The organism is Agrobacterium bohemicum, assembly GCF_001562555.1.
Classification (GTDB): domain Bacteria; phylum Pseudomonadota; class Alphaproteobacteria; order Rhizobiales; family Rhizobiaceae; genus Agrobacterium; species Agrobacterium bohemicum.
On record NZ_KQ961034.1, the window covers coordinates 141,747 to 167,397 of the forward strand.

Sequence of the window (25,651 nt, forward strand, 5' to 3'; positions counted from 1 at the left end):
CGTTTCGCATTCGCAAAAATAAACGGGAACAGCATGTCAGTCACCATTACGCTTGAAACACCGCGCCAACCGGAGATCGGTCGGCTGCTGGAAATGTCAGATGCTTACGCTGCGTCGCTCTATCCTGCGGAGAGCAATCATCTGGTTGATATCCACACGCTTGAACAGCCGAATGTCTCGTTTTTCGCGGCGAGAAATGATGGTGAGATCGTTGGTTGCTGCGCACTTGTCGAGGCGGGTGACGGGACGGCGGAAATCAAACGTATGTTCGTAGATCCGCAGGCGCGTGGCTTGAAAATCGGCAAGCTGATGCTGGAGGCGCTGGTTGAACTCGGGCGGCAACGCGGCGTCAAAGCCATTCGTCTCGAGACAGGCATCAGTCAACCGGAAGCAATCGGCCTTTATCATAAGGCTGGATTTGAGGATATCGAACCATTCCCGCCTTACAAGCCAGATCCGCTCAGCATGTTCATGGAGTTGAAGCTCTAGGTCGCAGTTTTTCTTAACGGTGGAGGTTCATCGATCGCCACCGAGGTTTCGATCATTTCGGCTTCAATCGCGGAGATCTCAACTTCGCGCACCCATTCCCGCCACACCGCAACCAGCAGCGCCATGAGAACCGGCCCAATGAACAGGCCGAGGAAGCCCATGGTTTTCACGCCGCCGACCAGTCCGAAGAACGTGGGCAGGAACGGCAGCTTGATGGGCCCGCCCACGAGGCGCGGTCGGATGGTCTTGTCCACGATGAAAAGCTCTATCGAGCCCCACGCCAAGAGAGCAATGCCTGCGGTAAGGGAACCGCTGGCCATGAGATAGACCGAGACAAGTGTGAAGGATAGCGGCGCACCGCCGGGAATGAGTGCCATAACCCCGGTCAATACACCCAGCGTGACGGGTGAGGGGACGCCGGCGATCCAGTAGGCGATGCCCAGAATGATGCCTTCCCCGATGGCAATCAGCGTCATGCCTGTGACCGTGGAGCTGATCGTTGCCGGAACGACGCGGGAAATGCGTTCCCAGCGGGTTGGCAGAATGCGTTCTCCGACCAGATCGATCTGGCGCGCGAAGCTGACACCATTGCGATACACGAAAAACAGCGCGATCAGCATGAAGAGAAGGGTCAGAATAAGATGAAAGGCGCCGTTTCCGGCCGCCACGATGGCGCGGTAGATGTTGCCGATATTGGCGCCGCTGACGAGCTGTATGACTTCACCGATTGCCCCAGGGGTGCCGATATAGCGGACCCATTGTTCGCTCATCCACGCTCCTACGCCGGGTAGGGCGGCAATCCAGGCTGGCACGGGAGCGCCGGTTTTGTTGACCTCTACGGCCCAGCCGAACCACTCCCGAACTTCGCTTGCGGTGTAGGAGGCGGCGATGAAGATGGGTACGATCAGGAATGCGATGATGAGAAGCAGCGCGATGGTGGCGCCAACGGTCGTGTTGCCGCCGACGCGCCTTAGAAGTTCACGATAGATTGGCCAGCTGGCGAAACCGATAACGAGTGCAGCCAGAACCGGCACCAGAAAGCCGTAGAAAAAATAGATACCTGCGGCGACAATGAGAAACAGAAGCCAGCGCGCTGCGGAAATCGAAGGCACGAGCGCGGTGCGGGAATGGGAGGCCGGCCCGAGCCATCTCGGCTCTGTGCCTTTTCTATGATTGTCGATTTTCGTCAAAACAGCGTCTCTTTCGCATTCCCTGGACGGATTGTAGTCTGTCATCATTTAGTGGACAGTTTGCAACATATTACATCACCATTTCGTTTTTATAGTGTTCGCTGGTGTTATCGGGATATTTTCCTAAAAATAACGCAATGTGCCTTGGCCTCTCAAAACAAATATGAGACTTGGAGGCTGATTTGCAAATTTACGGCGGCTTCACGCCGTTATGGACAAAAACATGCTTCGCCGTTTCTTCTCCTACTATCGTCCCTACAGGGGACTGTTCATTCTTGATTTCTCCTGCGCGGTGTTGTCAGGCCTTCTGGAACTCGGTTTTCCCATGGCGGTGAAGGTGTTCGTGGATGTGCTGATGCCGGCGGGCGACTGGCCGCTCATCATGGCGGCATCCATTGGCCTTTTGGTGATTTACGTCCTGAACACGGGACTGATGGCGACGGTCACCTATTGGGGACATATGCTGGGCATTAATATCGAAACGGATATGCGCAGGCATGCGTTCGACCATCTGCAAAAGCTTTCCTTTCGGTTCTTCGATAATCAGAAAACGGGCCATCTGGTAGGACGTCTCACCAAGGATCTCGAAGAAATAGGCGAAGTGGCACACCATGGACCCGAAGACCTGTTCATTGCCGTGATGACCTTCATCGGCGCGTTTTTGCTGATGCTATCGGTGAATGTGCCACTGGCGCTGATCACAGCCGCCGTCGTGCCTGTCACCGCGTGGGTGACCAGCCGTTATGGCGGACGGATGACCAATAATTTTCGCGCGCTCTACGGACGTGTGGGCGCATTCAACGCCCGTATCGAGGAGAATGTCGGCGGTATGCGCGTTGTGCAGGCGTTTGCAAATGAAGACCACGAGCGAACGTTGTTTGATAAGGACAACCAAAATTATCGCCAGACGAAGCTCGCCGCCTACAAGATCATGGCTGCCAGCACATCGTTGAGTTACATGAGTATGCGTCTTACGCAGATGATCATCATGATCTGCGGCGCATGGTTCGTGCTGAAAGGTGACCTGACAAGTGGCGGGTTTATTGGCTTCCTCTTGCTGGTCAACGTCTTTTTCCGCCCAGTGGAGAAGATCAATTCGGTCATCGAAACCTACCCCAAGGGCATTGCCGGTTTTCGGCGCTTTACCGAACTGATCGATACCGATCCTGATATCGCCGATGCCCCCGATGCTGTCGAGGCACCGGCCCTGCGCGGCGAAATCGCCTACCAGTCGGTCAGTTTCGGCTATAGCGACGGAAAGCAGGTTCTCCGCAATATCGACCTCACCATCAAGGCGGGTGAAACGGTCGCTTTTGTTGGTCCATCCGGTGCGGGGAAAACAACGCTCTGCTCGCTGCTGCCGCGTTTTTACGAGGTGACGGGCGGCGCGATCAGTATCGATGGTATCGATATCAGGCAGATGACATTGGCATCGCTGCGCAGCCAGATCGGCATCGTCCAGCAGGACGTTTTTCTGTTTGGCGGCACCATTCGTGAAAATATCGAATATGGCCGTCTCGGTGCTGATGAGGCGGACATATGGGAGGCTGCCCGTCGCGCCAGACTGGACGCGGTGATCAAAGACATGCCTGAAGGCATGGACACAGTCATTGGCGAGCGGGGCGTGAAGCTTTCAGGCGGTCAGAAGCAGCGCATGGCCATTGCCCGCATGTTCCTGAAAAATCCACCGATTCTCATTCTCGATGAGGCAACCTCTGCGCTTGATACCGAAACGGAAAGAGCTATCCAGCAGTCGCTCGCGGAATTGGCCAAAGGTCGCACGACGCTTGTCATCGCACACAGACTGGCGACTATCCGCGATGCGTCTCGTATCGTCGTGGTTGATGTGAGCGGTATCGTTGAAACGGGCGATCATCAGGCGCTGTTAGCCAAAAAGGGACCTTACAGTCGGCTGTATGAAGCCCAGTTTGGTGCGCAATTGTCGGATTGATTTGATCTGATTATTGCTGCACTGGCGTGTCTATCGTCGGGTTTTCCTGCGGCTTGCCAGGATGTGAGGTAACCAGATACGTTACTGCAACGGCACCGGCGGCGATGATCAGGACGACGATGATCAGCATTGTGAACGTCCAAGGGCTGGATTTGCGGCGCGACCACACGACCCTTTTGCCCTTCAATCGATCCTTGTTTTTATCATTGTGATATTCCGGCCCGAGATTTTCGGTATTGGACATGGCATCCCCCGTTTTCCAATCTTGTCTAGGGCAACGCATAGCCAGTACAGAAGTTCATTTGGGTGGCCTTGCCCCGCTGGATGTCGCGGGTCATGGTGGCAAAGAAGTGCCGAGACGATTGCATGATGGAGGACTAAGGTGATTGCCAATCCACGCGCTTTGCTGGAGGAGCTGTTTTTCGCGGCAGTCAAGGCGGCTGATCCCTATGAGGCTATCCTGAGACACCTGCCAGAGCGACCGAAAGGGCGCACCATCGTCATCGGCGCGGGCAAGGCGGCTAGCCAGATGGCGCAAGCATTCGAACGCGCATGGCAGTACCCGTTCGACGGTCTCGTCGTGGCGCGGCACGGCCCGGTCGCAGACTGCCACCGCACCAAAGTGTTGCAATCTGCCCATCCCGTACCCGACGAGGCCGGGCTCAACGCGGCGCAGGCGCTGATGCAGCATGTTCAAGGGCTGACCTCGGATGATCTGGTGATAGCGCTGATCTCCGGTGGCGGTTCGGCACTCTTGCCCGCACCGCCGGATGGTTTCATGCTGGCCGACGAGATCGCGCTCAATGAAGCGTTACTGGCATCCGGTGCGCCTATTTCCGCGATGAATGTGGTGCGCAAGCATTTTTCCCGCATCAAGGGCGGCAGACTCGCGGCACTCGCGCATCCCGCCCGTGTCGTCACGCTGGTGGTATCAGATGTCCCCGGCGACAACCCCGCATTCGTTGCATCTGGCCCGACTGTGCCGGATGGAAGCGATGCTGAGGAAGCTTTGCACACTATCCTCGCTTACCGAATGGATTTGCCGGAAAAGATCGTCGACAGCATCCGGCAGGCGGCGGCGCCGAACCCGGCAGACGTTGCTTTCACCGGAAACGAGGTGCACGTCATCGCGTCGTCACGGGTGTCGCTGAACGCCGCGGCAGAACTTGCTCGGCAGCGGGGCATTCACCCTCTCATCCTGTCCGACACCATTGAGGGTGAAGCGAAGGATATCGGTCGCATGCATGCGGCGCTCGCGCGGGAATTTGTCGGGAATGGCATGTTCGACAAGCCGCTATTGCTGCTTTCCGGCGGAGAAACCACAGTGACGATCGGCAACAGTCGTTATGGCAAAGGTGGGCGTAACGCCGAATTTTTGCTGTCTGCTGCGCTCGATCTACAGGGAATCGCTGGCGTCACTGCGCTTGCGGCAGATACGGATGGCATCGACGGTTCGGAAAATAACGCAGGCGCGTTCTGCGATGGTGACAGCATCACCCGCATTCGCGCCGCAGGCGGCGATGCCCGCGCATTTCTGGCAGGCCACGACGCATGGTCGGCGTTCGATCTTGCAGGCGACCTCTTCGTACCCGGCCCGACAGGAACGAATGTCAATGATTTCAGGGCGTTTCTCCTGGAGTGATCCGGTAGACAGCGCGACGAACATATCACATCAGGAAAGTCGCTCATGACGAACATTCTCAACTTCAAGCCAGACGGAGACCTCGCCGCGGTACAGCCGGAAGACGGTGCACCAGCACCCGACCGGCTGATTTCAGGCAATCCGGAATTCACCACATGGAACATCGAGGAAGCTACCGGCGGCATCTACGCAGGAATCTGGCAGTCCACTCCCGGCAAATGGCGCGTCGAATATGACGAATGGGAATACTTCAACATCCTCGAAGGCCACTCGATCCTGACTGAAGACGGTAGCAACCCCATCCATCTCAAGGCTGGAGACCGCCACATCATTCGCCCCGGTTTTAAAGGCACTTGGGAAGTTGTGGAGATGACGCGCAAGGATTATGTGGTGAGGCTGTAGTCAGCGCAAGATGCGCTTCACCAGACCAAATCCAGCCGCTCCAACCCGTGGAAATGATAGACATCCTTCACCTTTGGCTGTTGCGCTATGCGTAGGCCGGGCAGGCGTTTGAATAGCAGCGGCAGCACGATGTTGAGTTCAAGCCTTGCCAGTGGTGCGCCGATGCAGAAGTGGATGCCGGCGCCGAAGGACAGGTTTGGGGCTTCCGCGCGATCCGGTTTGAAGGTGAGTGGATTGGTGAATTTTTGCGGATCGAGATTGGCGGCGGCGAGGATGAGGCTGACTTTGTCGCCGCGTTTGAATTCGATGCCATCAATCTCAACCGGCTCCAGCGCCCAGCGTTGAAAGATGTGAACCGGCGCACCGATGCGAAGCGTTTCTTCCACCGTGCGCTCGGTCGATTTTTCGTCCTGAAACAGCGGGGCAGGGTCAGTCCCGCTTTCGAGGATGACGCGGACGGAATTGCCGATCTGGTGAACCGTGGCCTCGTGCCCGGCATTGAGCAGAACGATGGTGGTCGAAATCAATTCGTCGTTGGTGAGGTACTGGCCTTTATGCTCCGTGTGGATCATGTGGCTGAGCAGGTCATCTTTCGGCTCCGCGCGCCGCTCTACAATCACGCTGCGGACGTAATCCGCAAATTCCTTCGCGGCGATGTCGGCTGCCAGTTCATCGTCGCGGGTGCGCTTAAACATATACATGCCGACATAGGCATGTGACCATTTCAGCAGTTGCGGGCCCATTTCGTCGGGAATGCCGATCATCCGCGCAATCATCGTCACCGGAATGATATCGGCAAATGATGACAGCAACTCCGTCTTGTCGTCTTTTTCGAAACGGTCGATTAGTCCATTTGCCAGTGTTTCGATTTCCGGTTTCATTTTCTCGACATGGCGAGAGACGAAGGCGCGGTTTACCAGCGTCCGCAGCCGCGTGTGTTCCGGCGGCTCTATCTCCAGCAGCGAATGTCGCTCGGCCGCATCAAAATGACGGACGTGTTCCAAAGGCTGCGGCAGGCCTAGCTCCTCGCGGGTCGCGACATGAAGAATCTGTCGACCGAAGCGGCGATCACGCAGCAGCGCATTCACATGGTCATAGCCGGTAAAGAACCATTGCTTCTGCTCTTCCCAGAAAAAGGTGGGACAGTGCGCATGCAACGCCGCGTAGACGGCGTTGGGGTCGCTGTAGAAAGCGGGATTGCGGGCGTCGAGCGAAACTGAGCGTTTATCGGCATCGATATAAAGGAAATCAGGCACGTTTTTCATGCCCGATCTCTAGCGCAAACCTACCCTTCACGGAAGCGATTCTATTCGCCGACGGCGACACCTTCGCGGCGCGGATCGGCACTGCCGACGAGGCCGTTGGCGGTGATTTCGATGGCGTGCAGACCGGAGTTCATCTCGCCCGGCTTCACCTCGTAACCCATTGCTTTCAGCGGCTCTGCGAACTTTTCCGCATCCGTCCCGGCTTCGATGTCGTAGGTGCCGAAACGGTTGATGAGGTGCGGTTGCGCCACGATTTTTTCGACCGGCATGCCCCAGTCGATATAGGCAATCAGCGCCTGTGCGACATAGCCGATGATCTGGCTGCCACCGGGAGAGCCGATAGCCATCAGCGGCTTTCCATCCTTCATCACGATTGTCGGGGCCATGGATGAGCGTGGACGCTTGCCGGGTTCCACGCGGTTGGCCACCGGCAGCCCGCCGTCATGGGTCTTGAAGGAGAAATCGGTCAGCTCGTTGTTCAGCAAAAAGCCGTTGGTCATCAGGCGCGAACCGAAGCCGCCTTCGATGGTGGTCGTCATGGAGAGGACATTGCCTTGCTTGTCCACGATGACGAAATGGCTGGTGGATGGCATTTCCAGCGCCGGGCCACGACCGAACATCAGGGCGTGATCCCATGTCGGCTCGCCCGCCTTGACGGCATCTGCGGGTAACGCCTTGTCTCCATCCAACAGGTATGCGCGGGTGGCGAGATACTCCTTCGTCAGCAGACCCTTTATTGGCAGGGGCATGAAATCCGGGTCTGCCAGATAGCGTTCGCGGTCCGCAAAGGCCAGACGTTGCGCATCACCGATCAGGCGCCAGCTCTCTACATTGTCAGGCCCCAGTGCCTTGATGTCGAAGTTTTCGACAACGCCGAGTATCTGACCCACGGCGACAGCACCGGAGGAGGGCGGTCCCATGCCGCAAATATCGAGTGCGCGGTATTTGGCGCAGACCGGTTCGCGTTCTTTCGTGCGATAGTTGGCCAGATCGGCGAGAGACAGGACGCCGGGATTTCTACTTGCTTCTCGAACGGTTTTGACAATCGCCTCGGCAATCGGCCCGGTATAAAACGCATCCGCGCCCTTCGTCGCAATCGTGTTCAGCGTTTGCGCATAAGCGGGGTTCTTGAGAACTGCGCCAGCCTTCAGCGGTGCGCCGTCAGCATCGTAGAAATACCCACGCGCTCCTTCATATTTCTTCAGCCTGTCTCCGTCCGATGCAATCAAGTATGCAAGGCGGGGTGAGACTTGAAAGCCTTCTTTCGCAAGCTTTTCAGCAGGGCTGAAGAGATCGGCCCAGGGTTTGCTCCCGTATTTCTTGTGCACATCGGAAAGCAATCGTACCGTTCCTGGCGTGCCGACGGAGCGCCCGCCAATCACGGCGTCCAGAAACTTCAGCGGCTGGCCGCTTTCATCGAGGAACAGCTTCGGTGTTGCTTCCATTGGCGCGGTTTCGCGCCCGTCGAATGTGGTGATCTTGTTTGCGGCGGCATTGTAATAAACGAGGAAGCTGCCACCACCAAGGCCGGAGCTTTGAGGCTCGACCAGCCCCAGAACGGTCTGCACCGCAACCATGGCATCGATGGCATTGCCGCCATCGGCGATCACCTTCCGGCCAGCCTCGGCAGCCAGCGGGTTAGCGGAGGCGACCATGTAGTTTTTCGTCTCTACACGGGCAGCGGTGGTCGTGCCTGTCGCCTTTTCCGGGGCTATCGTGTCTGATGCCTGCTGGGCCTGAACTGACCCTGCAAACACTGTCGCGGATAACAGAAGTCTGGTGAAAAACCTGACATGCATGACGAAACCTCCAACGCTTGCGCAGATGCCATGATGGGATCGCAAGCACATCGAGGTCAAGTCGTGGTTTTATCGATTGGCGATATGGGTAATGCGCGTAAGCGCTGCTACCTGACGATCGGCATTGTTGTCGCAGGGGTCTTCGTCTCGGTCGTCTGCGGGTATCACGATGTTGATAGACCCCTCACGGATGACTGTCCGGTTGCGGCCTTCTTTCTTGGCACCATACAAGGCGCGGTCGGACATCGTCAGCATCGCATCAAGATCGGCATCGGTGGCTTGTTGGCAAAAAACACCAGCGCTGACGGTTGCGAAGAACCGTTCTGTATCCGAAAAAAGTGCGAGACGGCTGAAACGGATGCGGATCGCTTCTGCAAGAATTGCAGCCTTCGATGGATCATCCGTCTCGATCAGGCATGCGAATTCCTCGCCGCCCATGCGGATCAACACACCTTGCCCTTCAACGATTTGACCGGTTTGGGCGCAGAACTGAACCAGTACATCGTCTCCACACTGGTGGCCGTACTTGTCATTGATGATTTTGAAGTGGTCGATATCGAACAATATCACGGCGATATGTTGCGAGGTGCCGCTGAGTTTGGCCTTTAACATGTCGAATGCATTGGCCATTCCGCGACGGTTCAAGGTTCCCGTTAGATGATCGGTCATGGCGAGGTGGTGCAGGCGGCGTTCGGTGTCTTCCATGAACATTTTTACGCTGATCGTCAGAAGCACGATGAAGCCGAAGGAGCCAGCTATCGCAACAGGTGCCGTCAGCGGCACGACTTGTCCGGTTGCCAGATTGTAGGGAATTACCAGCGACGCGGTTATCGCCCCCATGAAAGCCTGGACGATCAGTCCGCCGATAAGCACTTTTCGTGTTTTCGATATGTATTCGTTCGACATCACCAGAACGCCGGCTAGCATGAAATAACCGACCGCGGCACAGATGTGATAGAGAATGATCCGGGCTTCCATGCTGTCTCGAACCGGCGGGACGAACATGAAGGCAATCCAGATGAGTGCGGGAATAGCGATCCAGCCGTCGATCTTGCGGTCTTCGAGTTTTAAAAGACCAGCAAGCCAGAAACCGAATGCGGACAGCGCAATGGCATTGCCGACTTGGATTGACAGGACGTTGGGTATTTCTCCGCGCAGCAACACGAGAATGGCTCCGACGCCCACGAGCGCGAAACCGGAAGCGAAGCATAGATGATATTTTTTCGACGGATTATGCAGCCACAGAACCGCCAGAACGGCGGCGATGGTCAATGTTTGCATGGACCAGATAAGCATGCCTGTTTTAGCGTCTAGCAATGCAGTATCCCCGTCTGTCGCCGCGTGATGCGTTCACACATGCGCTCATCGTTCGGCGCTCATGATTTCCGCGTGAATAAAACCTATGGCGTCATGGAGAAGCAAATCGGTCGGGCAACATTATCGACATTCAATCCCTAAGAAGTCGTTTCTACTTTACCTTACGAAAGGTTTCGTCGTGTATATTTTGGCTGATTTTAAGAATTAGTTGACCAACATCCCGTTTCGCCGTTGATGACGGAAGCGAACGTATCAATTCGTGTGGCGTCATTTCGAGCGGCCTAGTATGGCGGCCTAGGAAATTTGCCGGGACGTCATTAAGGATATACGCCGTCGAGCCTTGAAGAACGGTGTCATCACACTCTATGTAGTGAGTAGACGAATTGAATTGATTCCGGGTGCTGATGCGTCCGGGTAAGAGTTGACAAAGGACGGACATGACAAATCCAGTTGATACCGCCATGGCTCTGGTGCCGATGGTTGTGGAGCAGACCAATCGCGGCGAACGGTCCTATGACATTTACTCACGCCTTCTGAAGGAACGCATCATCTTCCTGACCGGCCCGGTAGAAGATCACATGGCGTCGCTGGTTTGCGCACAGCTGCTGTTTCTGGAATCGGAAAATCCGAAAAAGGAAATCGCGCTCTACATCAACTCACCAGGTGGCGTCGTAACCGCCGGCATGGCGATCTATGACACGATGCAGTTTATCCGTCCGGCCGTTTCCACGCTGTGCGTTGGTCAGGCTGCGTCCATGGGCTCGCTGCTTCTCGCCGCTGGCGAAAAGGGCATGCGTTTCTGCACGCCAAATGCACGCATCATGGTTCACCAGCCGTCCGGCGGCTTCCAGGGCCAGGCATCGGACATCGAGCGTCATGCGCGCGATATCATCAAGATGAAGCGCCGCCTCAATGAAGTCTACGTGAAGCACACAGGTCGTACTCTTGACGAAGTTGAAAACACGCTGGACCGTGACCACTTTATGGACGCGGACGAGGCAAAGAACTGGGGCGTCGTCGACAAAATCCTGACGTCGCGTCAGGAAATGGAAGGCGCAATCGCCAGCTAAGCGTTTCGACTATGACAGTTGTTTGACCCCTCGAAGTGAAAATCGGGGGTTTAAACCACAAAATAAAGCGCTAATAGTAGATATTAAGGCTGTGTTGAATTTTTATGACGTAGCTTTGAGTCGCCTCGAAAAATCCGCTTTGGGTTGATGACGGGGCGAATGACGAATAAAACCGAAGCGATAGTCGCTTTGGTGGCTGAAGGGGAATTCGTTGCCGCCGTTTCAGGTTCAGAATCTGATGCGGTTAGTGCCCCGGGAACGAAGCCGATACGAAAGCTTATGGGAAGCGGACGTGTTGGCAGACGGTAAGTTGACCGCGATCCGCCTGGCGGACCAGCGGCGTGCTGGAAGGAAAGTGATATGAGCAAAGTCAGCGGCAGCAACGGCGGCGACTCTAAGAATACACTCTATTGTTCATTCTGCGGCAAGAGCCAGCACGAAGTCCGGAAACTCATTGCCGGACCGACAGTGTTCATCTGCGATGAATGCGTCGAATTGTGCATGGACATCATCCGCGAGGAGAACAAGACCTCGATGGTGAAGTCTCGCGAGGGTGTTCCTACCCCGCAGGATATCATCAAGATTCTTGACGAGTATGTTATCGGCCAGAAGCAGGCAAAGAAAATCCTGTCCGTGGCTGTTCACAACCATTACAAGCGCCTTGCGCATGCGTCGAAGAACAACGAAATCGAATTGGCGAAGTCGAACATCATGCTGGTTGGACCAACTGGCTGCGGCAAGACCTATCTTGCCCAGACGCTGGCCCGTATCATCGACGTTCCTTTCACCATGGCCGATGCAACAACGCTGACCGAAGCCGGTTACGTGGGCGAGGATGTCGAAAACATCATCCTCAAGCTGCTCCAGTCTGCCGATTATAACGTTGAACGCGCCCAGCGCGGCATCGTCTATATCGACGAAGTGGACAAGATTTCCCGCAAGTCGGACAACCCGTCCATCACGCGTGACGTGTCGGGCGAGGGCGTTCAGCAGGCGCTTCTGAAGATCATGGAAGGCACGGTTGCATCCGTTCCTCCACAGGGTGGCCGCAAGCATCCGCAACAGGAATTCCTGCAGGTGGATACGACCAACATCCTGTTCATCTGCGGCGGTGCGTTCGCCGGTCTCGACAAGATCATTTCTGCCCGCGGCGAAAAGACCTCCATTGGTTTTGGCGCAACGGTGAAGGCGGAAGACGATCGTCGTGTGGGCGAAGTGCTGCGTGAGCTGGAGCCGGAAGATCTCGTCAAGTTCGGCCTCATCCCGGAGTTCATCGGTCGTCTGCCAGTTCTGGCAACGCTCGAAGATTTGGATGAAGATGCGCTGATCCAGATTCTTTCGGAGCCGAAGAATGCTCTGATCAAGCAGTACCAGCGCCTGTTCGAAATGGAAGATGTCGAACTGACATTCCAGGGCGATGCGCTGCGTGAAATCGCGCGCAGAGCGATCACTCGCAAGACCGGTGCACGCGGACTGCGTTCGATCATGGAAAAAATCCTGCTCGACACGATGTTCGAACTGCCAACTTTGGATGGCGTTCGCGAAGTGGTCATCTCCGACGAAGTGGTGAGCGGTGCTGCGCGTCCGCTGTACATCTATGCGGATCGTCAGGAAGAAAAAGCCAACGTTTCGGCATAGGCTTCACACGCACGTTGTTGAAATGCAAAGGCCCACCGCAAGTGGGCCTTTTTGCGTGTTATGCACGGGAAAGGTCGCATTATGGCGTTGTGATCTGATTTTGCGTTTGGTGCGGATTGCGCTTTCCTGATAAAGTTTTAGAAGTGATTTGCAGCGCGATATGACGTTTTTTTGAATGTTGCTGCTTTTTCCGATTCGGTGTGGCGGGCGAAAAAACGGAAAATATAAAGCGTATTGTTGCGTGTAGCGTATTTGAAGTTTTATCCCGTCCAGGACGGAAGGGTATCTGCTCTTGTGACTTGAAAATGACGGTGGCGAACTCCACTTTCAGTCACGACAAAGAATATGCCGGAAACTCCCACAGATAGTCCGGCAAGTGTCTCTCCCAAGAGAGGCCATTGAAAGGAAATGATATGACGAACATTACGTCTGCTGCATCTGGCGGTACATATCCCGTACTCCCTCTGCGCGACATTGTCGTTTTCCCGCACATGATCGTTCCGCTGTTCGTCGGGCGGGAGAAGTCCATCCGTGCGCTGGAAGAAGTCATGGGCTCTGACAGGCAGATCATGCTGGTCACACAGATCAACGCCAGCGATGATGATCCAGACACATCCGCCATCCACAAGGTCGGTACCGTTGCCAACGTTCTGCAGCTCCTGAAGCTTCCCGATGGGACGGTCAAGGTTTTGGTTGAAGGCAAAGGCCGCGCCAAGATCGAAGAATATACAGATCGCGAAGATTTCTACGAAGCCACAGCCGTGTTGCTGGATGAGCCCGAAGAAGATCCGGTCGAGAACGAGGCTTTGTCTCGCTCAGTGGTTTCTGAGTTCGAAAGCTATGTGAAGCTCAACAAGAAGATTTCCCCGGAAGTCGTTGGCGCTGCTGGACAAATCGATGATTATTCCAAGCTCGCCGATACGGTTGCATCGCACCTGTCCATCAAGATCACCGAAAAGCAGGAAATGCTCGAAACGGTGAGCGTGAAGCAGCGTCTCGAGAAGGCTCTCGGCTTCATGGAAGGCGAGATTTCCGTTCTGCAGGTGGAAAAGCGTATCCGCTCGCGCGTCAAGCGACAGATGGAAAAGACCCAGCGCGAATATTACCTCAACGAGCAGATGAAGGCGATCCAGAAGGAACTCGGCGACGGCGAAGATGGCCGTGACGAGATGGCCGAACTGGAAGAGCGCATCGCAAAGACCAAGCTCTCCAAGGAAGCCAAGGAAAAGGCCGACGCGGAGATGAAGAAGCTGCGCCAGATGAGCCCTATGTCTGCGGAAGCGACAGTGGTGCGCAACTATCTGGATTGGCTGGTTGGTCTGCCATGGGGCAAGAAATCCAAGATCAAGACAGACCTGAACGCCGCTGAGGCCGTTCTTGAGCTGGATCATTTCGGCCTCGACAAAGTCAAGGAACGCATTGTCGAATATCTGGCTGTGCAGGCCCGTGCGTCGAAAATTCGCGGCCCGATCCTTTGCCTCGTTGGTCCTCCAGGCGTTGGCAAGACCTCGCTTGCGAAGTCTATCGCCAAGGCAACGGGACGTGAATACGTGCGTATGGCGCTCGGCGGCGTCCGCGATGAGGCGGAAATCCGCGGCCATCGCCGGACCTACATCGGTTCCATGCCGGGCAAGATCGTTCAGTCGATGAAGAAGGCCAAGAAGTCCAATCCGCTCTTCCTGCTTGATGAAATCGACAAGATGGGCCAGGATTTCCGTGGCGATCCGTCATCTGCTCTGCTGGAGGTATTGGATCCGGAACAGAACTCCACATTCATGGACCACTATCTCGAAGTGGAATATGACCTGTCGGACGTGATGTTCGTCACCACCGCCAACACGCTGAACATTCCAGGCCCGTTAATGGACCGTATGGAAGTGATCCGCATCGCGGGTTACACGGAAGACGAAAAGCGCGAAATTGCCAAGCGTCACCTGCTGCCCAAGGCAATTAAGGAACACGCGTTGCGCCCGGAAGAGTTTTCCGTCAGCGACGATGCCCTGATGGCCATCAGCCAGCAATATACCCGTGAAGCCGGTGTTCGTAGCTTTGAGCGTGAGTTGATGAAACTCGCTCGCAAGGCCGTGACCGAAATCATCAAGGGTAAGTCGACGTCCGTTGCTGTTACCGCTGCAAACATCAACGATTACCTGGGCGTTCCAAGGTATCGTCACGGCGAAGCCGAGGGCGAAGATCAGGTTGGTGTCGTCACCGGTCTGGCATGGACGGAAGTTGGCGGCGAATTGCTGACAATCGAAGGTGTCATGATGCCGGGCAAGGGTCGTATGACCGTGACCGGTAACCTGAAGGAAGTGATGAAGGAATCCATTTCGGCAGCGGCGTCTTACGTTCGCTCGCGCGCCGTGGATTTCGGGATCGAACCGCCTCGTTTCGACAAGTCGGACATCCACGTTCACGTTCCCGAAGGTGCAACTCCGAAGGATGGTCCCTCCGCAGGTGTGGCCATGGCAACCGCCATCGTTTCGATCATGACCGGTATTCCGGTGGATAAGAATGTCGCGATGACAGGCGAAATTACCCTTCGCGGACGCGTTCTGCCCATCGGCGGTCTGAAGGAAAAGCTGTTGGCGGCTCTTCGCGGCGGCATCAAGAAGGTGCTGATCCCGGAAGAGAACGCCAAGGACTTGGCCGAGATTCCTGACAACGTAAAGAACGGTATGGAAATCATCCCGGTCTCCCGTATGGGTGAAGTTCTCAAACATGCGCTGGTGCGTATGCCGGAGCCGATCGAATGGGATGGGAGCATTGAGACGCCGGTTATTGCAACCGTTGAAGGCGTCGATGATACCGGTCAGACAATCGCGCATTGATAAACGACCGTTGATCGTGATGCTAAATTAGCACAAAATCGTTGAAAGGCTGGCAGAAATGCCAGCCTTTTTTGTGAAAAGAACTCTAGACCCCTTGTTTTTCAGGTCATTCCGGCGCTTTTGGGTGGCGGTGCGCGAATAGATAAGTATTCTGCGCCGATCCAATTTGAGTCGTTTCAAACCATTGAAAGGGGTGGAAACATGAACAAGAATGAGCTCGTTTCTGCAGTTGCCGAAAAGGCTGGTCTTACGAAGGCTGATGCCGCATCTGCGGTCGACGCAGTTTTCGAAACTGTACAGAACGAACTGAAGAGCGGTGGCGATATTCGTCTCGCTGGCTTCGGCAGCTTTACCGTTAGCCGTCGCGAAGCTTCCAAGGGTCGTAACCCCTCCACGGGTGCAGAAGTCGATATTCCGGCTCGCAACGTGCCAAAGTTCTCCGCAGGCAAGGGCCTGAAGGAAGCTGTTAACTCCTAAGTTTCAAAAGGCTGTTTGTCCGCGGCGGGCGAACGGTCTTGAGGTCTACGAGGAAACATTCGGCTGTTTGCGCAGTTTTGCGAAATAACGCCGAAGAAATGCAAAGGGCCCGGCTTCAAGCCGGGCTTTTTGTTTATCAGCATGTTCTCATTGTCATTTGCCTGTCACGTCCATGTCGCAAAAGCCCTCATATGCATTTTTCCAATGCACTGAAGGGGACACCATGACATTTCGTTTTTCGAGTGCTGCGCTGACTGCGGCGCTTTGCGCCTCCGTAGCCTTTCCTGCCGCCGCAGAGCAGGTCTTCAATCGTATCGCTTCTTTTCCCGTGGCCCTGAACCTTCCTTCCGACAAGGAAGAGAAGACGGTGACGTCTGCGGAGATTATCGCGGCCAGTGAAGACGGCAACACGCTGATTTATTCGGATAGCCCACTCGGCGGCATCGGCTTCATCGACATTAGCGATGCCAAGGCACCGAAAGCGCTGGGTGCATTGATGATGGACGGCGAGCCAACCTCGGTTGCGGTATCCGGAGGAAAAGTTTTGGCGGGCGTCAACACGTCTGAAAGCTTCGTGAAACCGTCCGGCAAGCTGGTCACTGTGGACATTGCCACGAAAAAGATCGAGGCAAGTTGTGAATTGGGCGGACAGCCGGACTCCGTTGCGGTTTCGCCGGACAAGAGCTTCATGGCAATTGCCATCGAAAACGAGCGGGATGAAGAGGTTAATGGCGGTGCGATTCCACAGATGCCAGCAGGTTTCCTCGTCACCATCGGCCTGAAGGATGGTGCACCGGATTGCTCGACGCTGAAGAAGATCGACGTGACCGGGCTTGCCGAAATTGCGCCGGAAGATCCTGAGCCGGAATTCGTTTCCATCAATGCCAACGGTGAGATTGCCCTGACGCTTCAGGAAAACAACCATATCGTCATCATCAATGGTAAAAGCGGGAAGGTAACGAACCATTTTTCCGCCGGTACGGTTGATTTGACGGGCATCGATACCAAAACAGATGGTCAGCTAAAATTCACCGATAAGCAGGATGCCCGCAAACGCGAGCCGGATGCCGTGAAATGGCTGGACAATGACCGCATTGTCATCGCCAACGAAGGCGACTGGGAAGGCGGCTCACGCGGCTTCACAATTTTCGACAAAACCGGCAAGCTTGTCTACGAGGCAGGCTCATCCTTCGAGCATGCTGTTGCGGCCATCGGCCACTATCCTGAAAAACGCTCCAAGGCCAAGGGCATCGAGCCTGAAGGTCTGGAAGTAGCGACATTCGGCAGCGATAAGTATGTCTTTGTTCTGGCCGAGCGCGCCTCTGTTGTGGGTGTTTACAAGGACACAGGCGGCGAGCCGCAGTTGATGCAGATTCTTCCTTCGGGCATTTCCCCTGAAGGAGCAGTCGCCATTCCATCGCGCAACCTCCTCGTCACGGCAAACGAAGCTGATCTCGTAGCAGACGGTGCAGCGCGCTCGCACGTCATGATCTATGAACGTTCGGAAGGGAAGGCGGCTTACCCGCAGCTGACGTCCGCGACTGTCGACGGTGCACCCATCGGTTGGGGCGCACTGTCCGGCCTCGTTGGAGATCCGGAAAAAGAAGGCATTCTCTATGCCATCTCCGACTCGGTCTATGGCAACCAGCCTTCGATCTACACCATCGACGCCAACCAGAAGCCTGCACTCATCACAAGCGTCCTGCGCGTGAAGCGTGATGGTCAGCCAGCGCAGAAGCTGGATATGGAAGGCATTACGCTGGATGGTAAGGGTGGCTTCTGGGTCGCGTCGGAGGGCAACAGCGAAAAGCTAGTCCCGCATGCGCTCTACAACGTCAATGCCAAGGGCGAGATCAAGACCGAAATCGCTCTTCCGAAAGAGCTGCTGGAAGGCGAAACCCGCTTTGGCTTCGAAGGCGTCACCATGATCGGCAAGGGCGATGACGCCACGCTGTGGATGGCCGTTCAGCGCGAATGGGGCAAGAACGAAAAAGGCATGGTCAAGCTGGTATCCTACAATCTGAAGTCCAAGGAGTGGGGCGCCGTGCACTACCCGCTGGACAAGACCAAGGATGGTTGGGTCGGTCTTTCAGAAATCACCGCCCACGGCGACAATGTCTACATTGTAGAGCGTGACAACCTGATTGGCGACAAGGCAAAGATCAAGAAGCTTTACAGCGTCGCGATTGAGGACCTGAAGCCAGGCAAAATCGGTGGCGAGCTGCCGCTGGTCAAGAAGACCGAAGTTCACGATTTCCTGCCAGACTTGAAGGCCCAGACAAACGGTTACGTTGTCGACAAGCTTGAAGGTTTTGCCTTCGACAAGTCCGGCAAGGCCTTTGCTGTGACCGACAATGACGGTGTTGACGACTCGTCTGGTGAGACTCTGTTCTTCCCGGTCGATCTGAAGGGTACGAACTGATTATGCTCTCTCTCCGTCATGCCGAGTGAACTTCGGGGTGACGGAGCGTGGAGCTGCCATCTAACAAAAGCCGGGCGTCATCACTGACGCCCGGCTTTTTTCATCACGAGCTCTTTAATCGAAGACTAGACGTCCTTCAAAGCATATTGCTCCAGCGCGTCCCGATTGATCTCAATGCCGAGCCCCGGTCCATCCGGTATTTGAACCACGCCATCGACATGATCCAGCGGGCTGGTCAGCACGGCTTGGCGATACGGGTTTTCCGTGCGGTCGAACTCCAGTATCGGCGGACGCGGAGCGCGCCGGGCTGGGTCTGGCGGCAGGTAGGCCATGAATTGCAAGGCGGCGGCAATGGCCACGCCGGTTCCCCAGACATGCGGAACGACGCGAACGCCATAGAGCGTTGCGAGGTCGGTGATGCGTTTGGTTTCGGAAAAGCCGCCGCTGCCTGCAAGATCGGGCTGGAGAATGTCCACAGCACGGCTTTCCAGCGGGGCGCGCATGCCGTAACGCCCGTGCCAGGTTTCGCCGCCGGCAACGGGAATGGGCTGACCGGCGCGAACAGCCTGATAGGCCTCCAATTGCTCCGGCACCACAGGCTCTTCGAACCAGTCGATGCCGAGTGGTGCCAGCGTGTTGCCCACTTCTACCGCTTCCAGCGCATCATAGCCGTGGTTGGCGTCGATCATGATCCGCACGTCCGGGCCGACCGCTTCGCGTGCGGCTTTTATGACAGCGATGTCTTCCGCCACATCGAAACCGATCTTGATCTTCACGGCATGGAAGCCTTGGCCAGCATAACCGGCAACTTCTGCCGCGACGTCGGAGACCGCGTCCACACCGTCCTTGCGAAAGGAGCCGGTTGCGTAGGCTTTGACGCTTTCGCGGAAGCGACCGCCCAGCAGCCGAGATATCGACGTGCCGAAACGCTTGCCCTTGATATCCCAAAGCGCGATGTCGATACCGCTGAGCGCTGTCATCGTCAGTCCGCGCTGGCCCTGATCTCTGAGGACGTTGTAGAGCTGATGCCAGATGATCTCGATATCGAGCGGGTCTTTACCCAGGAGGTGAGGCGTATAGGCTGCCACCACGGCCGCGTTCGGCTTTGCCGGGCCGAGGCATTCGCCCCAACCCACGGTTCCGTCGTCGCATATGATCTCCACAAGGCAATGGATACGCCTGTCGAAGCGCATGGACGCGCTTTCAAAGGCATGAGCCAGCTTGTAGTCGAGCAGATGAGTGCGGACCGCTTCTATTTTCATGGCTTGTAAGGTCCAATCAACGCGTCCAGCATGCCCACTTCCTCTTCTGTGATGTCGGTAAGAGGCGCACGAACCGGGCCAGCATCGAACCCGACTAGACGCACCCCGGCCTTGATGGCGGAAACGGCATAACCCTTCTGGCGGTTACGAATATCCATGAACGGATAGAAGAAGTCGATCAGAATACGGTCCGTCGTTGCTCTGTCGCCTGCGCGTAGCGCCTTGTAAAACTCCTGAGCAAGCGCCGGCACAAAGTTGAACACGGCAGACGAATAGGTGGTCACGCCAGCACCCAGATAGGCATCGGCAAACAGTTCAGCTGTCGGCATGCCGCCGAGGTAGGTCAGGCGCTCGCCAACCGTTGCGGTGATTTTCCGCACCAGACCGATGTCGCCTGAGCCATCCTTGAAGCCGACAAGGTTGGGGCAATTGTCGCACAGCTTCTGCAGCGTTTCAGCCGTGAGAATGGAATTGTCACGGTTGTAGACCATCACACCAATAGATATGGAATCGCAGACCGCTTTGATATGGGCGTAAAGACCAGCCTGGGACGCATCCATAAGGTAATGCGGCAGAAGAAGAATACCATCCGCACCCGCTTTTTCAGCACTTTGGGCAATCTGCACAGCAATCTTGGTGCCGTAACCGCAACCGGACACAATCGGAACAGAGCCAGCAGCAGACTTCGCGGCCTTGACCACCGTCGCGACTTCCTCAGGCGCCAAAGAGAAAAATTCGCCCGTGCCACCAGCTGCAAACAAGACACTTGCGTCGAAGCCTGACAGCCAGTTGACGTGATCCAGATATGGCTTTTCGTTAAATTCGCCATCGGTGCTGAAGGGGGTGACGGGGAAAGAAAGAAGGCCCGCACCAAGTGCAACCTTGAGTTCCTGGGGGTCCATAGCCATAAATTTTGTATCTCCAATTGTTCGTTGTGGCGATAATATTCGAGATATTATCTTCGTCAAGAACTTATAATACAAGTTGGCTCAATTTAGAGATGAATTCTGGAGGGAAGCGCAGCGCGTAGCTCATCGAGTGAGCTCTGAATCGCAGTCGCAGCGAATTGCTTAACGTCACGGTATGTCCTTGAAATCCACCGTCATCCTAACGTAGAGATAAGATAACAGATGATTTTATGTATGACCACGCAGCACGCGTCCTTTACGCGTCGGGGTGGCGATGGAGGACACATGCTGAAAACCTTGTTGTTGACGGGCGCTGCCGGTGGCGTTGGCAAGGCTATTCGTCCCTTGCTGAAGGATGTCGCTGAAAACGTCGTACTATCCGATATGGTGGATATGGCGGATTTGGCCTCACACGAAACATTCGTAAAGTGCGACCTGTCGAACCGCGCTGAAGTGGACGAGGCTGTGGCTGGTGTCGATGGTATCATCCACTTGGGTGGTATCTCCGTGGAGAGGCCTTTCGAACTTATTCTCAAGGGCAATATCGAAGGTGTCTACAATCTTTATGAGGCGGCGCGTCACAATGGCCAGCCGCGCATCATTTTCGCCAGCTCCAATCATACGATCGGATTTTATCGCCGAGACGAAAAAATCGACAGCACATCGCCGGTCCGGCCGGATTCTCTCTACGGCGTTTCGAAATGCTTCGGTGAAAATATGGCGAGCTTCTATTTCGATAAATTCGGCCAGGAGACATTGTCGGTGCGGATAGGCTCACTGACGCAAAAACCGCAGACCACACGCATGCTGGCGACGTGGTTAAGCGCAGGTGATTTCGTCTCTCTGTGCGTGCGCGGGTTCGAAGCCCCGCGTCTTGGCCACGCCGTTGTTTATGGCGCATCCGACAATCCGGAGCGCTGGTGGGACAATGGCAATACGGCCTTCCTGGGTTGGCAACCACAGGATAGCTCGGCGAAGTGGCGCGCCGAGATACTTGCTCAGGCGGGCAAAGAGGATCCAAAGGATCCAGCCCACATCTACCAAGGCGGTGGGTTCACCACCTTCGGTCATCCGGCGGATGAATGATGTAACAGTTTGAGGCGGGGTGGGATCGGAGTACGTGTCTACTTCTGCTTGTCCTGCTTCTCCGAGTCGTACTGTACCCAGCGAAAAAAGAAGTAGATTGGCAGCGCGATCAGCGCCAGCGTGACGATCGAGTTCGCAGTCATGGTTCATCCCATTAAAACGCGACTTCATCATGAAGCCGACGTGATGATTATGCGCGATAATTTATTGAGAAATATTGAATCTAACGGGTGAATTCATGGGTTCCGAGTGGGTGTTTTGTCCCGAAGTAGCGCATCAGGGCGCAAAATAGGGACTAGCGTTAAGAAAGCGTTACTCTGGTTGAGCGGCGCCATCATGTTTTTAACAGCAGGATCGATGGCAACGTCTCCCGCTCCATCAGTCGCAGAAAGAAGTAACCGATGCCCGCTGTTCCCAGGAGCAAGCCGGGCGCTTCACCCCGCTGATGAACACCGCAGGGAAGCGGAAGCTCAGTGTCGAGATAGGTGTCCATGATGTAGTGACCGACCTGATCGGCATGTACCGCGACATCTTCACGGTTCAATTGCACACCAGCGGATAAAACGAAATCTGCCGTGCCAGCAAGGCCGTGGCACAAGCAAAGGTCCATGGTCTGCGGTGCCGCGGGCGTCGTTAGCAGGCGGGATGCATCCTGAAGCGCGATGTTGACTTCGTCCCGCGCTATTTCATCGGCTGGCAGAAGCTCCATCAGGCGCAGTCGTGAAAGGCCGATACCCGCCGAGCCATTGCACCATGTGCAGTTGCAGGTCGGCGGAAGTGCCGCGGCACCTGATGTTATGGTGTCGATGCGAAAATCCGGCCATCCCTCCTGTGAGGCGTCGAACCAGCTTCGCTCGTAACGCAACGCTTCCTCTGCGCCGTGCAAAAGCGCTTCGTTGCCACTGACGGCGTGAGCTTCCAGAAGTGCCGTCGCCATGCCTGAGACACCATGTGCGTAGCCCAGGAGATTGCGATGCTTGGGCATGAGAGATGGCCACGAAAGGCCGTTGGTATCAAGCACACCGGCCACGAGCAATTTTTCGGCATGGTGTATCGCTGCATTCGTCAGTTCTGGCCGCGCGTAGCGCTTGCCGAGATGGATGAGCGCGGGGATAGCACTGGCACATCCTGCAATCACGTCGGTCGCTTCATCGGGGAAGGCTTGGCCAGCGTGATGTTCGGCCAACGCCAACCCTTGCTCCACCCATTGCGGCCGATCCAGCGCGCCGCCGATTTCACACAGCATATAGGCCGCACCAAGGCTGCCTGTGTAAAAACCTCTCTGCGGAGGGCTGTCGAGATCAGGCAACCGGGCCTGCACCTGTCGCACTGCGCCGTCGATCGTGGCGATAAGGCGGGGCGAGGGCGCATGCACTGCAAGCCGTCCCAGAAAAAGCGCAATACCGGCGACGCCATCGTAGAGCGAGACGGAAGCTGTGCGGTAAGCCGCCGTCGCGTTGCCGTCCGCCACCGTCATTGCCCAGCCCATCCACGTGCAGCGGCCATCGTCCCACAGCGCATCGCGGCACAATTGTGCGCCGATGCGGGTGGCCGCCTCAAGAAAACGGCTCTTGTTCTGCGTGATGTGTGCCGAGGGGAATGTCATCGAATTCATCTTGGAAAATCCTTTCACGCCAACACGGCATAGATGTCATTATTGCCAGCGCTGAGATGCGGCGTGGAAAGCGAAAGGCCCGATTCGCAAAAGCGGTGCTTTAGATGCTCAAGCCTTGTCTGTGCGTTCTGGGTGCCTGCAGCCCAAGCGCTGACGATTGCGTCTGCCATCAGCATCGCCCGCACCTGGCCGAAACTCATCCCGAAACCGGGGTCGTCTGCACCCCCGATGCCGCCGACAAGTGACTTCGAGAAGAGTGGCACGTCTGGTTCGAGGTCCGGTGCCGCATCGTTGAAGAAATCCCGTAGCAACGACAGCGCAAAGGGTAGATGCCGACGTGCGAGATAAAAGACTGTGCTATCCGTGCGGTCATAGGCGGCAGGTTCCAGAAGCGTTTTGGCCCGAAACGGCATCGCATAATTGTTGAGAAGCCCGGCAATCTGCGCCATCAGAGGTGCCACGGTTGCTGCCCGTGTGTTCAGGTAGAGACGTGCCAAGGCGGCGTCGTCATGGTCCGAATGCGGTGCGTGGCCGGTGATATGGTAGAAGCCTGACTGCAGTTGTGATGACGCCAGCGGCAGGAGAACCGAGACCATGGAGTTTGCCTGCACTGGCCCTTGATATGCCAGTGTAAAGGCGCCCGGAAACACGTGGCGGCAACACTCCCCCTTGCGAACATGCACCGAACCGTTGGAATCGGTTTTGTACACCTGCCATTGCGTTGACCATCGGGAGCCCTCGGGAAAGAGGGTGCGTAGCTGCGACAGAAGATCGAGGTCTACAGGTGCCGGAAGCGGGCCGGGCGGGTCGAGGTGGAAAGGACGGGCATAAGCGGCATCATAAAGCGCTGGCCACAGAGCTTCCGACAAGAGCGCAGTTACGGGACGTGCGGTTGCAGTGGCTGCGATAGGCGGCAGCGTCGCGACTGGCCGGTTGCCGATCTGAAATTGAGACAAGCCAATAATCTTTACGGCATCGAGAATGCCCAAGAGTGATGATTGCAAAGGGGCGGGCAGGGTATCGTGGCTGGTTTGCGCGGGCAGCATGTGTTGAGTTGCGTTCATGGTCACGCTCCAATCTCGTCAAGGGCAAACAACTGGTCTATAGCGCTGCGTGGATCGTTGAAGATGCTTGCCGCCGCGCGGATGGCGAGAAGGGCCGATGCAGAGATTTCTGGCGTCGATTGGGCGATCTCGTAGGCGGTGAGAACGAGGCGGGCGGCTGCAAATCTTGCGCAGCGCTCCTTTGCAAGCGCCTGTTGTTCCCGCGTCATGGAAAAGGCTGCTGTGTAGGCTCGCCAGAAGGCTTTACAGCATGCCTGCGCTCGCGCGGTCTCATCAGCGGTTGCAGGCCCCATCGCCTGGCCTTGCGCGGAGTAGCGCCCGACGATGACCGGTTGGATGAAACTTGCCAGAACGCAGGCTACATCCCAGGCTGCGTCCCCTAAGTCGGCCAGTTCCCAGTCGATCAGCTGAACGGTGGCGCGGCCATCGCCATTTGGTTTTTGCGAAACGAGGAAATTTTCCCACTTCAGATCGCCGTGGATCAGGCATGTGCGTCTCCATTCGGCCTGAAGACACATCAGATGCGCCTTCAATTCCGGTTCTTGACGTAAAGTTGCCAGAACACCGCGCGCACCGCCGCTCATATTCGGAATCATCGCTTCGCCGAATTCGGAAAAATTGAGAATCCAGGGCGGCTGTGCCGGAAACGTACCCTGTCTCGATGGCTCTTTGAGGATGTCGGGCGACTGGGCGTGGCAGGTGGCCAGAAGTGTTCCCAACTGTGCCGCTATGTCTTCCACAGCGCCACGGATGCTGGCGGCCTGCATCTGGTAAAATGTGAGACTTTGAGAATGCGGTACCAGTTCGACTGCCAGAAGATGCCGGTTTCCATCATAGTGACGAAGCCTTGGCATCAGCGTCTTGAGGCCCGCTGCCGCTGCGTCTTTTTCAGCCAGCGCGTAAAGGGTCGCCTCTCGCTGCACCGACTGGGTGGTTTCAACGGCCATGAGGGGGATTTGTTTGACGAAGACGCCGGAACCGTCTTTGCGGAAAACCTTGAAATTCCGGTTACGCCGCCCGGCTTCCAAGATCGTGATGTCATCGGCGAGAAGGTCTGCTGCGGACAATACGCTTCGGTCAATCAGATATGGCACGAGTGTGCCGCTGGTCAGATACATTGTGTCCCCCAAGGCCGGATAAATGCGTTGCTTGAAATCATGCGGGCATCGAACCGTAATCCCGGCTCAAAACGAGCCCACCGGCCGCACGCGGCCGATGAGCAG

20 protein-coding genes are annotated in these 25,651 nt (G+C 56.1%); 10 read left to right on the plus strand and 10 right to left on the minus strand.

The genetic code is table 11. The features are described 5' to 3' along the window. The first annotated feature begins 33 nt into the window (after positions 1–33). Positions 34–489 (plus strand): GNAT family N-acetyltransferase, encoded by a 456-nt coding sequence (locus tag ATO67_RS18625; protein ID WP_067652715.1) that lies wholly within the window; start codon positions 34–36, stop codon positions 487–489. On the opposite strand, the gene ATO67_RS18630 is transcribed toward ATO67_RS18625, so the two are convergent. Beyond that, positions 486–1,679, minus strand: a complete 1,194-nt coding sequence (locus tag ATO67_RS18630; RefSeq protein ID WP_067652832.1) for an AI-2E family transporter — start codon at positions 1,677–1,679, stop codon at positions 486–488. The genes ATO67_RS18625 and ATO67_RS18630 overlap by 4 nt on opposite strands. Before the next feature lie 223 nt (positions 1,680–1,902). Here ATO67_RS18630 and ATO67_RS18635 point away from each other — a divergent pair, with 223 nt between their 5' ends. After that, positions 1,903–3,630, plus strand: coding sequence for an ABC transporter ATP-binding protein (locus ATO67_RS18635; RefSeq protein WP_067652834.1), 1,728 nt, complete (start codon positions 1,903–1,905; stop codon positions 3,628–3,630). Positions 3,631–3,640: 10 nt separating this feature from the next. Here the strand turns inward: ATO67_RS18635 and ATO67_RS18640 are convergent, their stop codons facing one another. Beyond that, the gene (locus tag ATO67_RS18640) at positions 3,641–3,874 is read right to left on the minus strand and encodes a hypothetical protein (protein WP_067652717.1); all 234 of its coding nucleotides are present in this window, start codon (positions 3,872–3,874) and stop codon (positions 3,641–3,643) included. Between the two features lie 138 nt (positions 3,875–4,012). Here ATO67_RS18640 and ATO67_RS18645 point away from each other — a divergent pair, with 138 nt between their 5' ends. Beyond that, the gene (locus tag ATO67_RS18645) at positions 4,013–5,272 is read left to right on the plus strand and encodes a glycerate kinase type-2 family protein (RefSeq protein WP_067652719.1); all 1,260 of its coding nucleotides are present in this window, start codon (positions 4,013–4,015) and stop codon (positions 5,270–5,272) included. A gap of 45 nt (positions 5,273–5,317) precedes the next feature. Continuing rightward, a complete protein-coding gene (locus ATO67_RS18650) occupies positions 5,318–5,674 on the plus strand; it encodes a cupin domain-containing protein (protein ID WP_067652721.1) in 357 nt (118 codons plus the stop codon). A 17-nt stretch (positions 5,675–5,691) separates the two neighbouring features. On the opposite strand, the gene ATO67_RS18655 is transcribed toward ATO67_RS18650, so the two are convergent. The 3 genes from ATO67_RS18655 to ATO67_RS18665 all read right to left on the minus strand — a co-directional run bounded on the left by ATO67_RS18655 (position 5,692) and on the right by ATO67_RS18665 (position 10,055). Beyond that, positions 5,692–6,939, minus strand: a complete 1,248-nt coding sequence (locus ATO67_RS18655) for a cytochrome P450 (RefSeq protein WP_067652723.1) — start codon at positions 6,937–6,939, stop codon at positions 5,692–5,694. Positions 6,940–6,980: 41 nt separating this feature from the next. Continuing rightward, complete coding sequence (gene ggt / locus ATO67_RS18660) at positions 6,981–8,738, minus strand: gamma-glutamyltransferase (RefSeq protein WP_067652725.1); 1,758 nt, start codon at positions 8,736–8,738, stop codon at positions 6,981–6,983. A 69-nt stretch (positions 8,739–8,807) separates the two neighbouring features. Next, a complete protein-coding gene (locus tag ATO67_RS18665; RefSeq protein WP_067652727.1) occupies positions 8,808–10,055 on the minus strand; it encodes a GGDEF domain-containing protein in 1,248 nt (415 codons plus the stop codon). 437 nt (positions 10,056–10,492) lie between these two features. Here ATO67_RS18665 and clpP point away from each other — a divergent pair, with 437 nt between their 5' ends. The 5 genes from clpP to ATO67_RS18690 all read left to right on the plus strand — a co-directional run bounded on the left by clpP (position 10,493) and on the right by ATO67_RS18690 (position 18,493). Beyond that, a complete protein-coding gene (clpP, locus tag ATO67_RS18670; RefSeq protein ID WP_067652729.1) occupies positions 10,493–11,125 on the plus strand; it encodes an ATP-dependent Clp endopeptidase proteolytic subunit ClpP in 633 nt (210 codons plus the stop codon). 360 nt (positions 11,126–11,485) lie between these two features. Beyond that, positions 11,486–12,763 (plus strand): ATP-dependent Clp protease ATP-binding subunit ClpX, encoded by a 1,278-nt coding sequence (gene clpX / locus ATO67_RS18675; RefSeq protein ID WP_067652731.1) that lies wholly within the window; start codon positions 11,486–11,488, stop codon positions 12,761–12,763. A 413-nt stretch (positions 12,764–13,176) separates the two neighbouring features. After that, positions 13,177–15,594, plus strand: coding sequence for an endopeptidase La (lon, locus tag ATO67_RS18680; RefSeq protein WP_067652733.1), 2,418 nt, complete (start codon positions 13,177–13,179; stop codon positions 15,592–15,594). A 183-nt stretch (positions 15,595–15,777) separates the two neighbouring features. Continuing rightward, positions 15,778–16,071 carry a DNA-binding protein HupB gene (hupB, locus tag ATO67_RS18685; protein WP_448726493.1) on the plus strand — a complete coding sequence of 98 codons (294 nt, stop codon included), beginning with the start codon at positions 15,778–15,780 and terminating at the stop codon, positions 16,069–16,071. A gap of 223 nt (positions 16,072–16,294) precedes the next feature. Then, the gene (locus ATO67_RS18690) at positions 16,295–18,493 is read left to right on the plus strand and encodes an esterase-like activity of phytase family protein (RefSeq protein ID WP_067652738.1); all 2,199 of its coding nucleotides are present in this window, start codon (positions 16,295–16,297) and stop codon (positions 18,491–18,493) included. Between the two features lie 125 nt (positions 18,494–18,618). Here the strand turns inward: ATO67_RS18690 and ATO67_RS18695 are convergent, their stop codons facing one another. Beyond that, complete coding sequence (locus tag ATO67_RS18695) at positions 18,619–19,755, minus strand: mandelate racemase/muconate lactonizing enzyme family protein (RefSeq protein WP_067652740.1); 1,137 nt, start codon at positions 19,753–19,755, stop codon at positions 18,619–18,621. Next, entirely contained in the window at positions 19,752–20,657 is a 906-nt protein-coding gene (kdgD, locus tag ATO67_RS18700) for a 5-dehydro-4-deoxyglucarate dehydratase (protein WP_067652836.1), read from the minus strand. Before kdgD ends, ATO67_RS18695 begins: the two co-directional genes overlap by 4 nt. Positions 20,658–20,897: 240 nt before the next feature. Between kdgD and ATO67_RS18705 the strand changes: the two genes are divergently transcribed. After that, on the plus strand, positions 20,898–21,749 hold the full coding sequence (locus tag ATO67_RS18705; RefSeq protein ID WP_425352234.1) for an NAD-dependent epimerase/dehydratase family protein: 852 nt from the start codon (positions 20,898–20,900) through the stop codon (positions 21,747–21,749). Between the two features lie 334 nt (positions 21,750–22,083). Here the strand turns inward: ATO67_RS18705 and ATO67_RS18710 are convergent, their stop codons facing one another. The 3 genes from ATO67_RS18710 to ATO67_RS18720 are packed head-to-tail and all read right to left on the minus strand — an operon-like array spanning position 22,084 to position 25,546. Next, on the minus strand, positions 22,084–23,364 hold the full coding sequence (locus tag ATO67_RS18710) for a lanthionine synthetase LanC family protein (protein ID WP_067652744.1): 1,281 nt from the start codon (positions 23,362–23,364) through the stop codon (positions 22,084–22,086). Positions 23,365–23,378: 14 nt separating this feature from the next. Next, a complete protein-coding gene (locus ATO67_RS18715; protein WP_067652746.1) occupies positions 23,379–24,428 on the minus strand; it encodes a T3SS effector HopA1 family protein in 1,050 nt (349 codons plus the stop codon). 2 nt (positions 24,429–24,430) lie between these two features. Then, positions 24,431–25,546, minus strand: a complete 1,116-nt coding sequence (locus tag ATO67_RS18720; RefSeq protein ID WP_067652748.1) for a phosphotransferase family protein — start codon at positions 25,544–25,546, stop codon at positions 24,431–24,433. Positions 25,547–25,651: the final 105 nt, after the last annotated feature.

Excerpts from the sequence above, each read along its gene's own strand:
- ATO67_RS18625 (WP_067652715.1), top strand. The coding sequence starts at position 34 with ATGTCAGTCACCATTACGCTTGAAACACCGCGCCAACCGGAGATCGGT.
- ATO67_RS18635 (WP_067652834.1), top strand. The coding sequence starts at position 1,903 with ATGCTTCGCCGTTTCTTCTCCTACTATCGTCCCTACAGGGGACTGTTC.
- ATO67_RS18640 (WP_067652717.1), bottom strand. The coding sequence starts at position 3,874 with ATGTCCAATACCGAAAATCTCGGGCCGGAATATCACAATGATAAAAAC.
- ATO67_RS18650 (WP_067652721.1), top strand. The coding sequence starts at position 5,318 with ATGACGAACATTCTCAACTTCAAGCCAGACGGAGACCTCGCCGCGGTA.
- ATO67_RS18655 (WP_067652723.1), bottom strand. The coding sequence starts at position 6,939 with ATGAAAAACGTGCCTGATTTCCTTTATATCGATGCCGATAAACGCTCA.
- ggt (WP_067652725.1), bottom strand. The coding sequence starts at position 8,738 with ATGCATGTCAGGTTTTTCACCAGACTTCTGTTATCCGCGACAGTGTTT.
- clpP (WP_067652729.1), top strand. The coding sequence starts at position 10,493 with ATGACAAATCCAGTTGATACCGCCATGGCTCTGGTGCCGATGGTTGTG.
- clpX (WP_067652731.1), top strand. The coding sequence starts at position 11,486 with ATGAGCAAAGTCAGCGGCAGCAACGGCGGCGACTCTAAGAATACACTC.
- lon (WP_067652733.1), top strand. The coding sequence starts at position 13,177 with ATGACGAACATTACGTCTGCTGCATCTGGCGGTACATATCCCGTACTC.
- ATO67_RS18690 (WP_067652738.1), top strand. The coding sequence starts at position 16,295 with ATGACATTTCGTTTTTCGAGTGCTGCGCTGACTGCGGCGCTTTGCGCC.
- ATO67_RS18695 (WP_067652740.1), bottom strand. The coding sequence starts at position 19,755 with ATGAAAATAGAAGCGGTCCGCACTCATCTGCTCGACTACAAGCTGGCT.
- kdgD (WP_067652836.1), bottom strand. The coding sequence starts at position 20,657 with ATGGACCCCCAGGAACTCAAGGTTGCACTTGGTGCGGGCCTTCTTTCT.
- ATO67_RS18705 (WP_425352234.1), top strand. The coding sequence starts at position 20,898 with ATGACCACGCAGCACGCGTCCTTTACGCGTCGGGGTGGCGATGGAGGA.
- ATO67_RS18710 (WP_067652744.1), bottom strand. The coding sequence starts at position 23,364 with ATGAATTCGATGACATTCCCCTCGGCACACATCACGCAGAACAAGAGC.
- ATO67_RS18715 (WP_067652746.1), bottom strand. The coding sequence starts at position 24,428 with ATGAACGCAACTCAACACATGCTGCCCGCGCAAACCAGCCACGATACC.
- ATO67_RS18720 (WP_067652748.1), bottom strand. The coding sequence starts at position 25,546 with ATGTATCTGACCAGCGGCACACTCGTGCCATATCTGATTGACCGAAGC.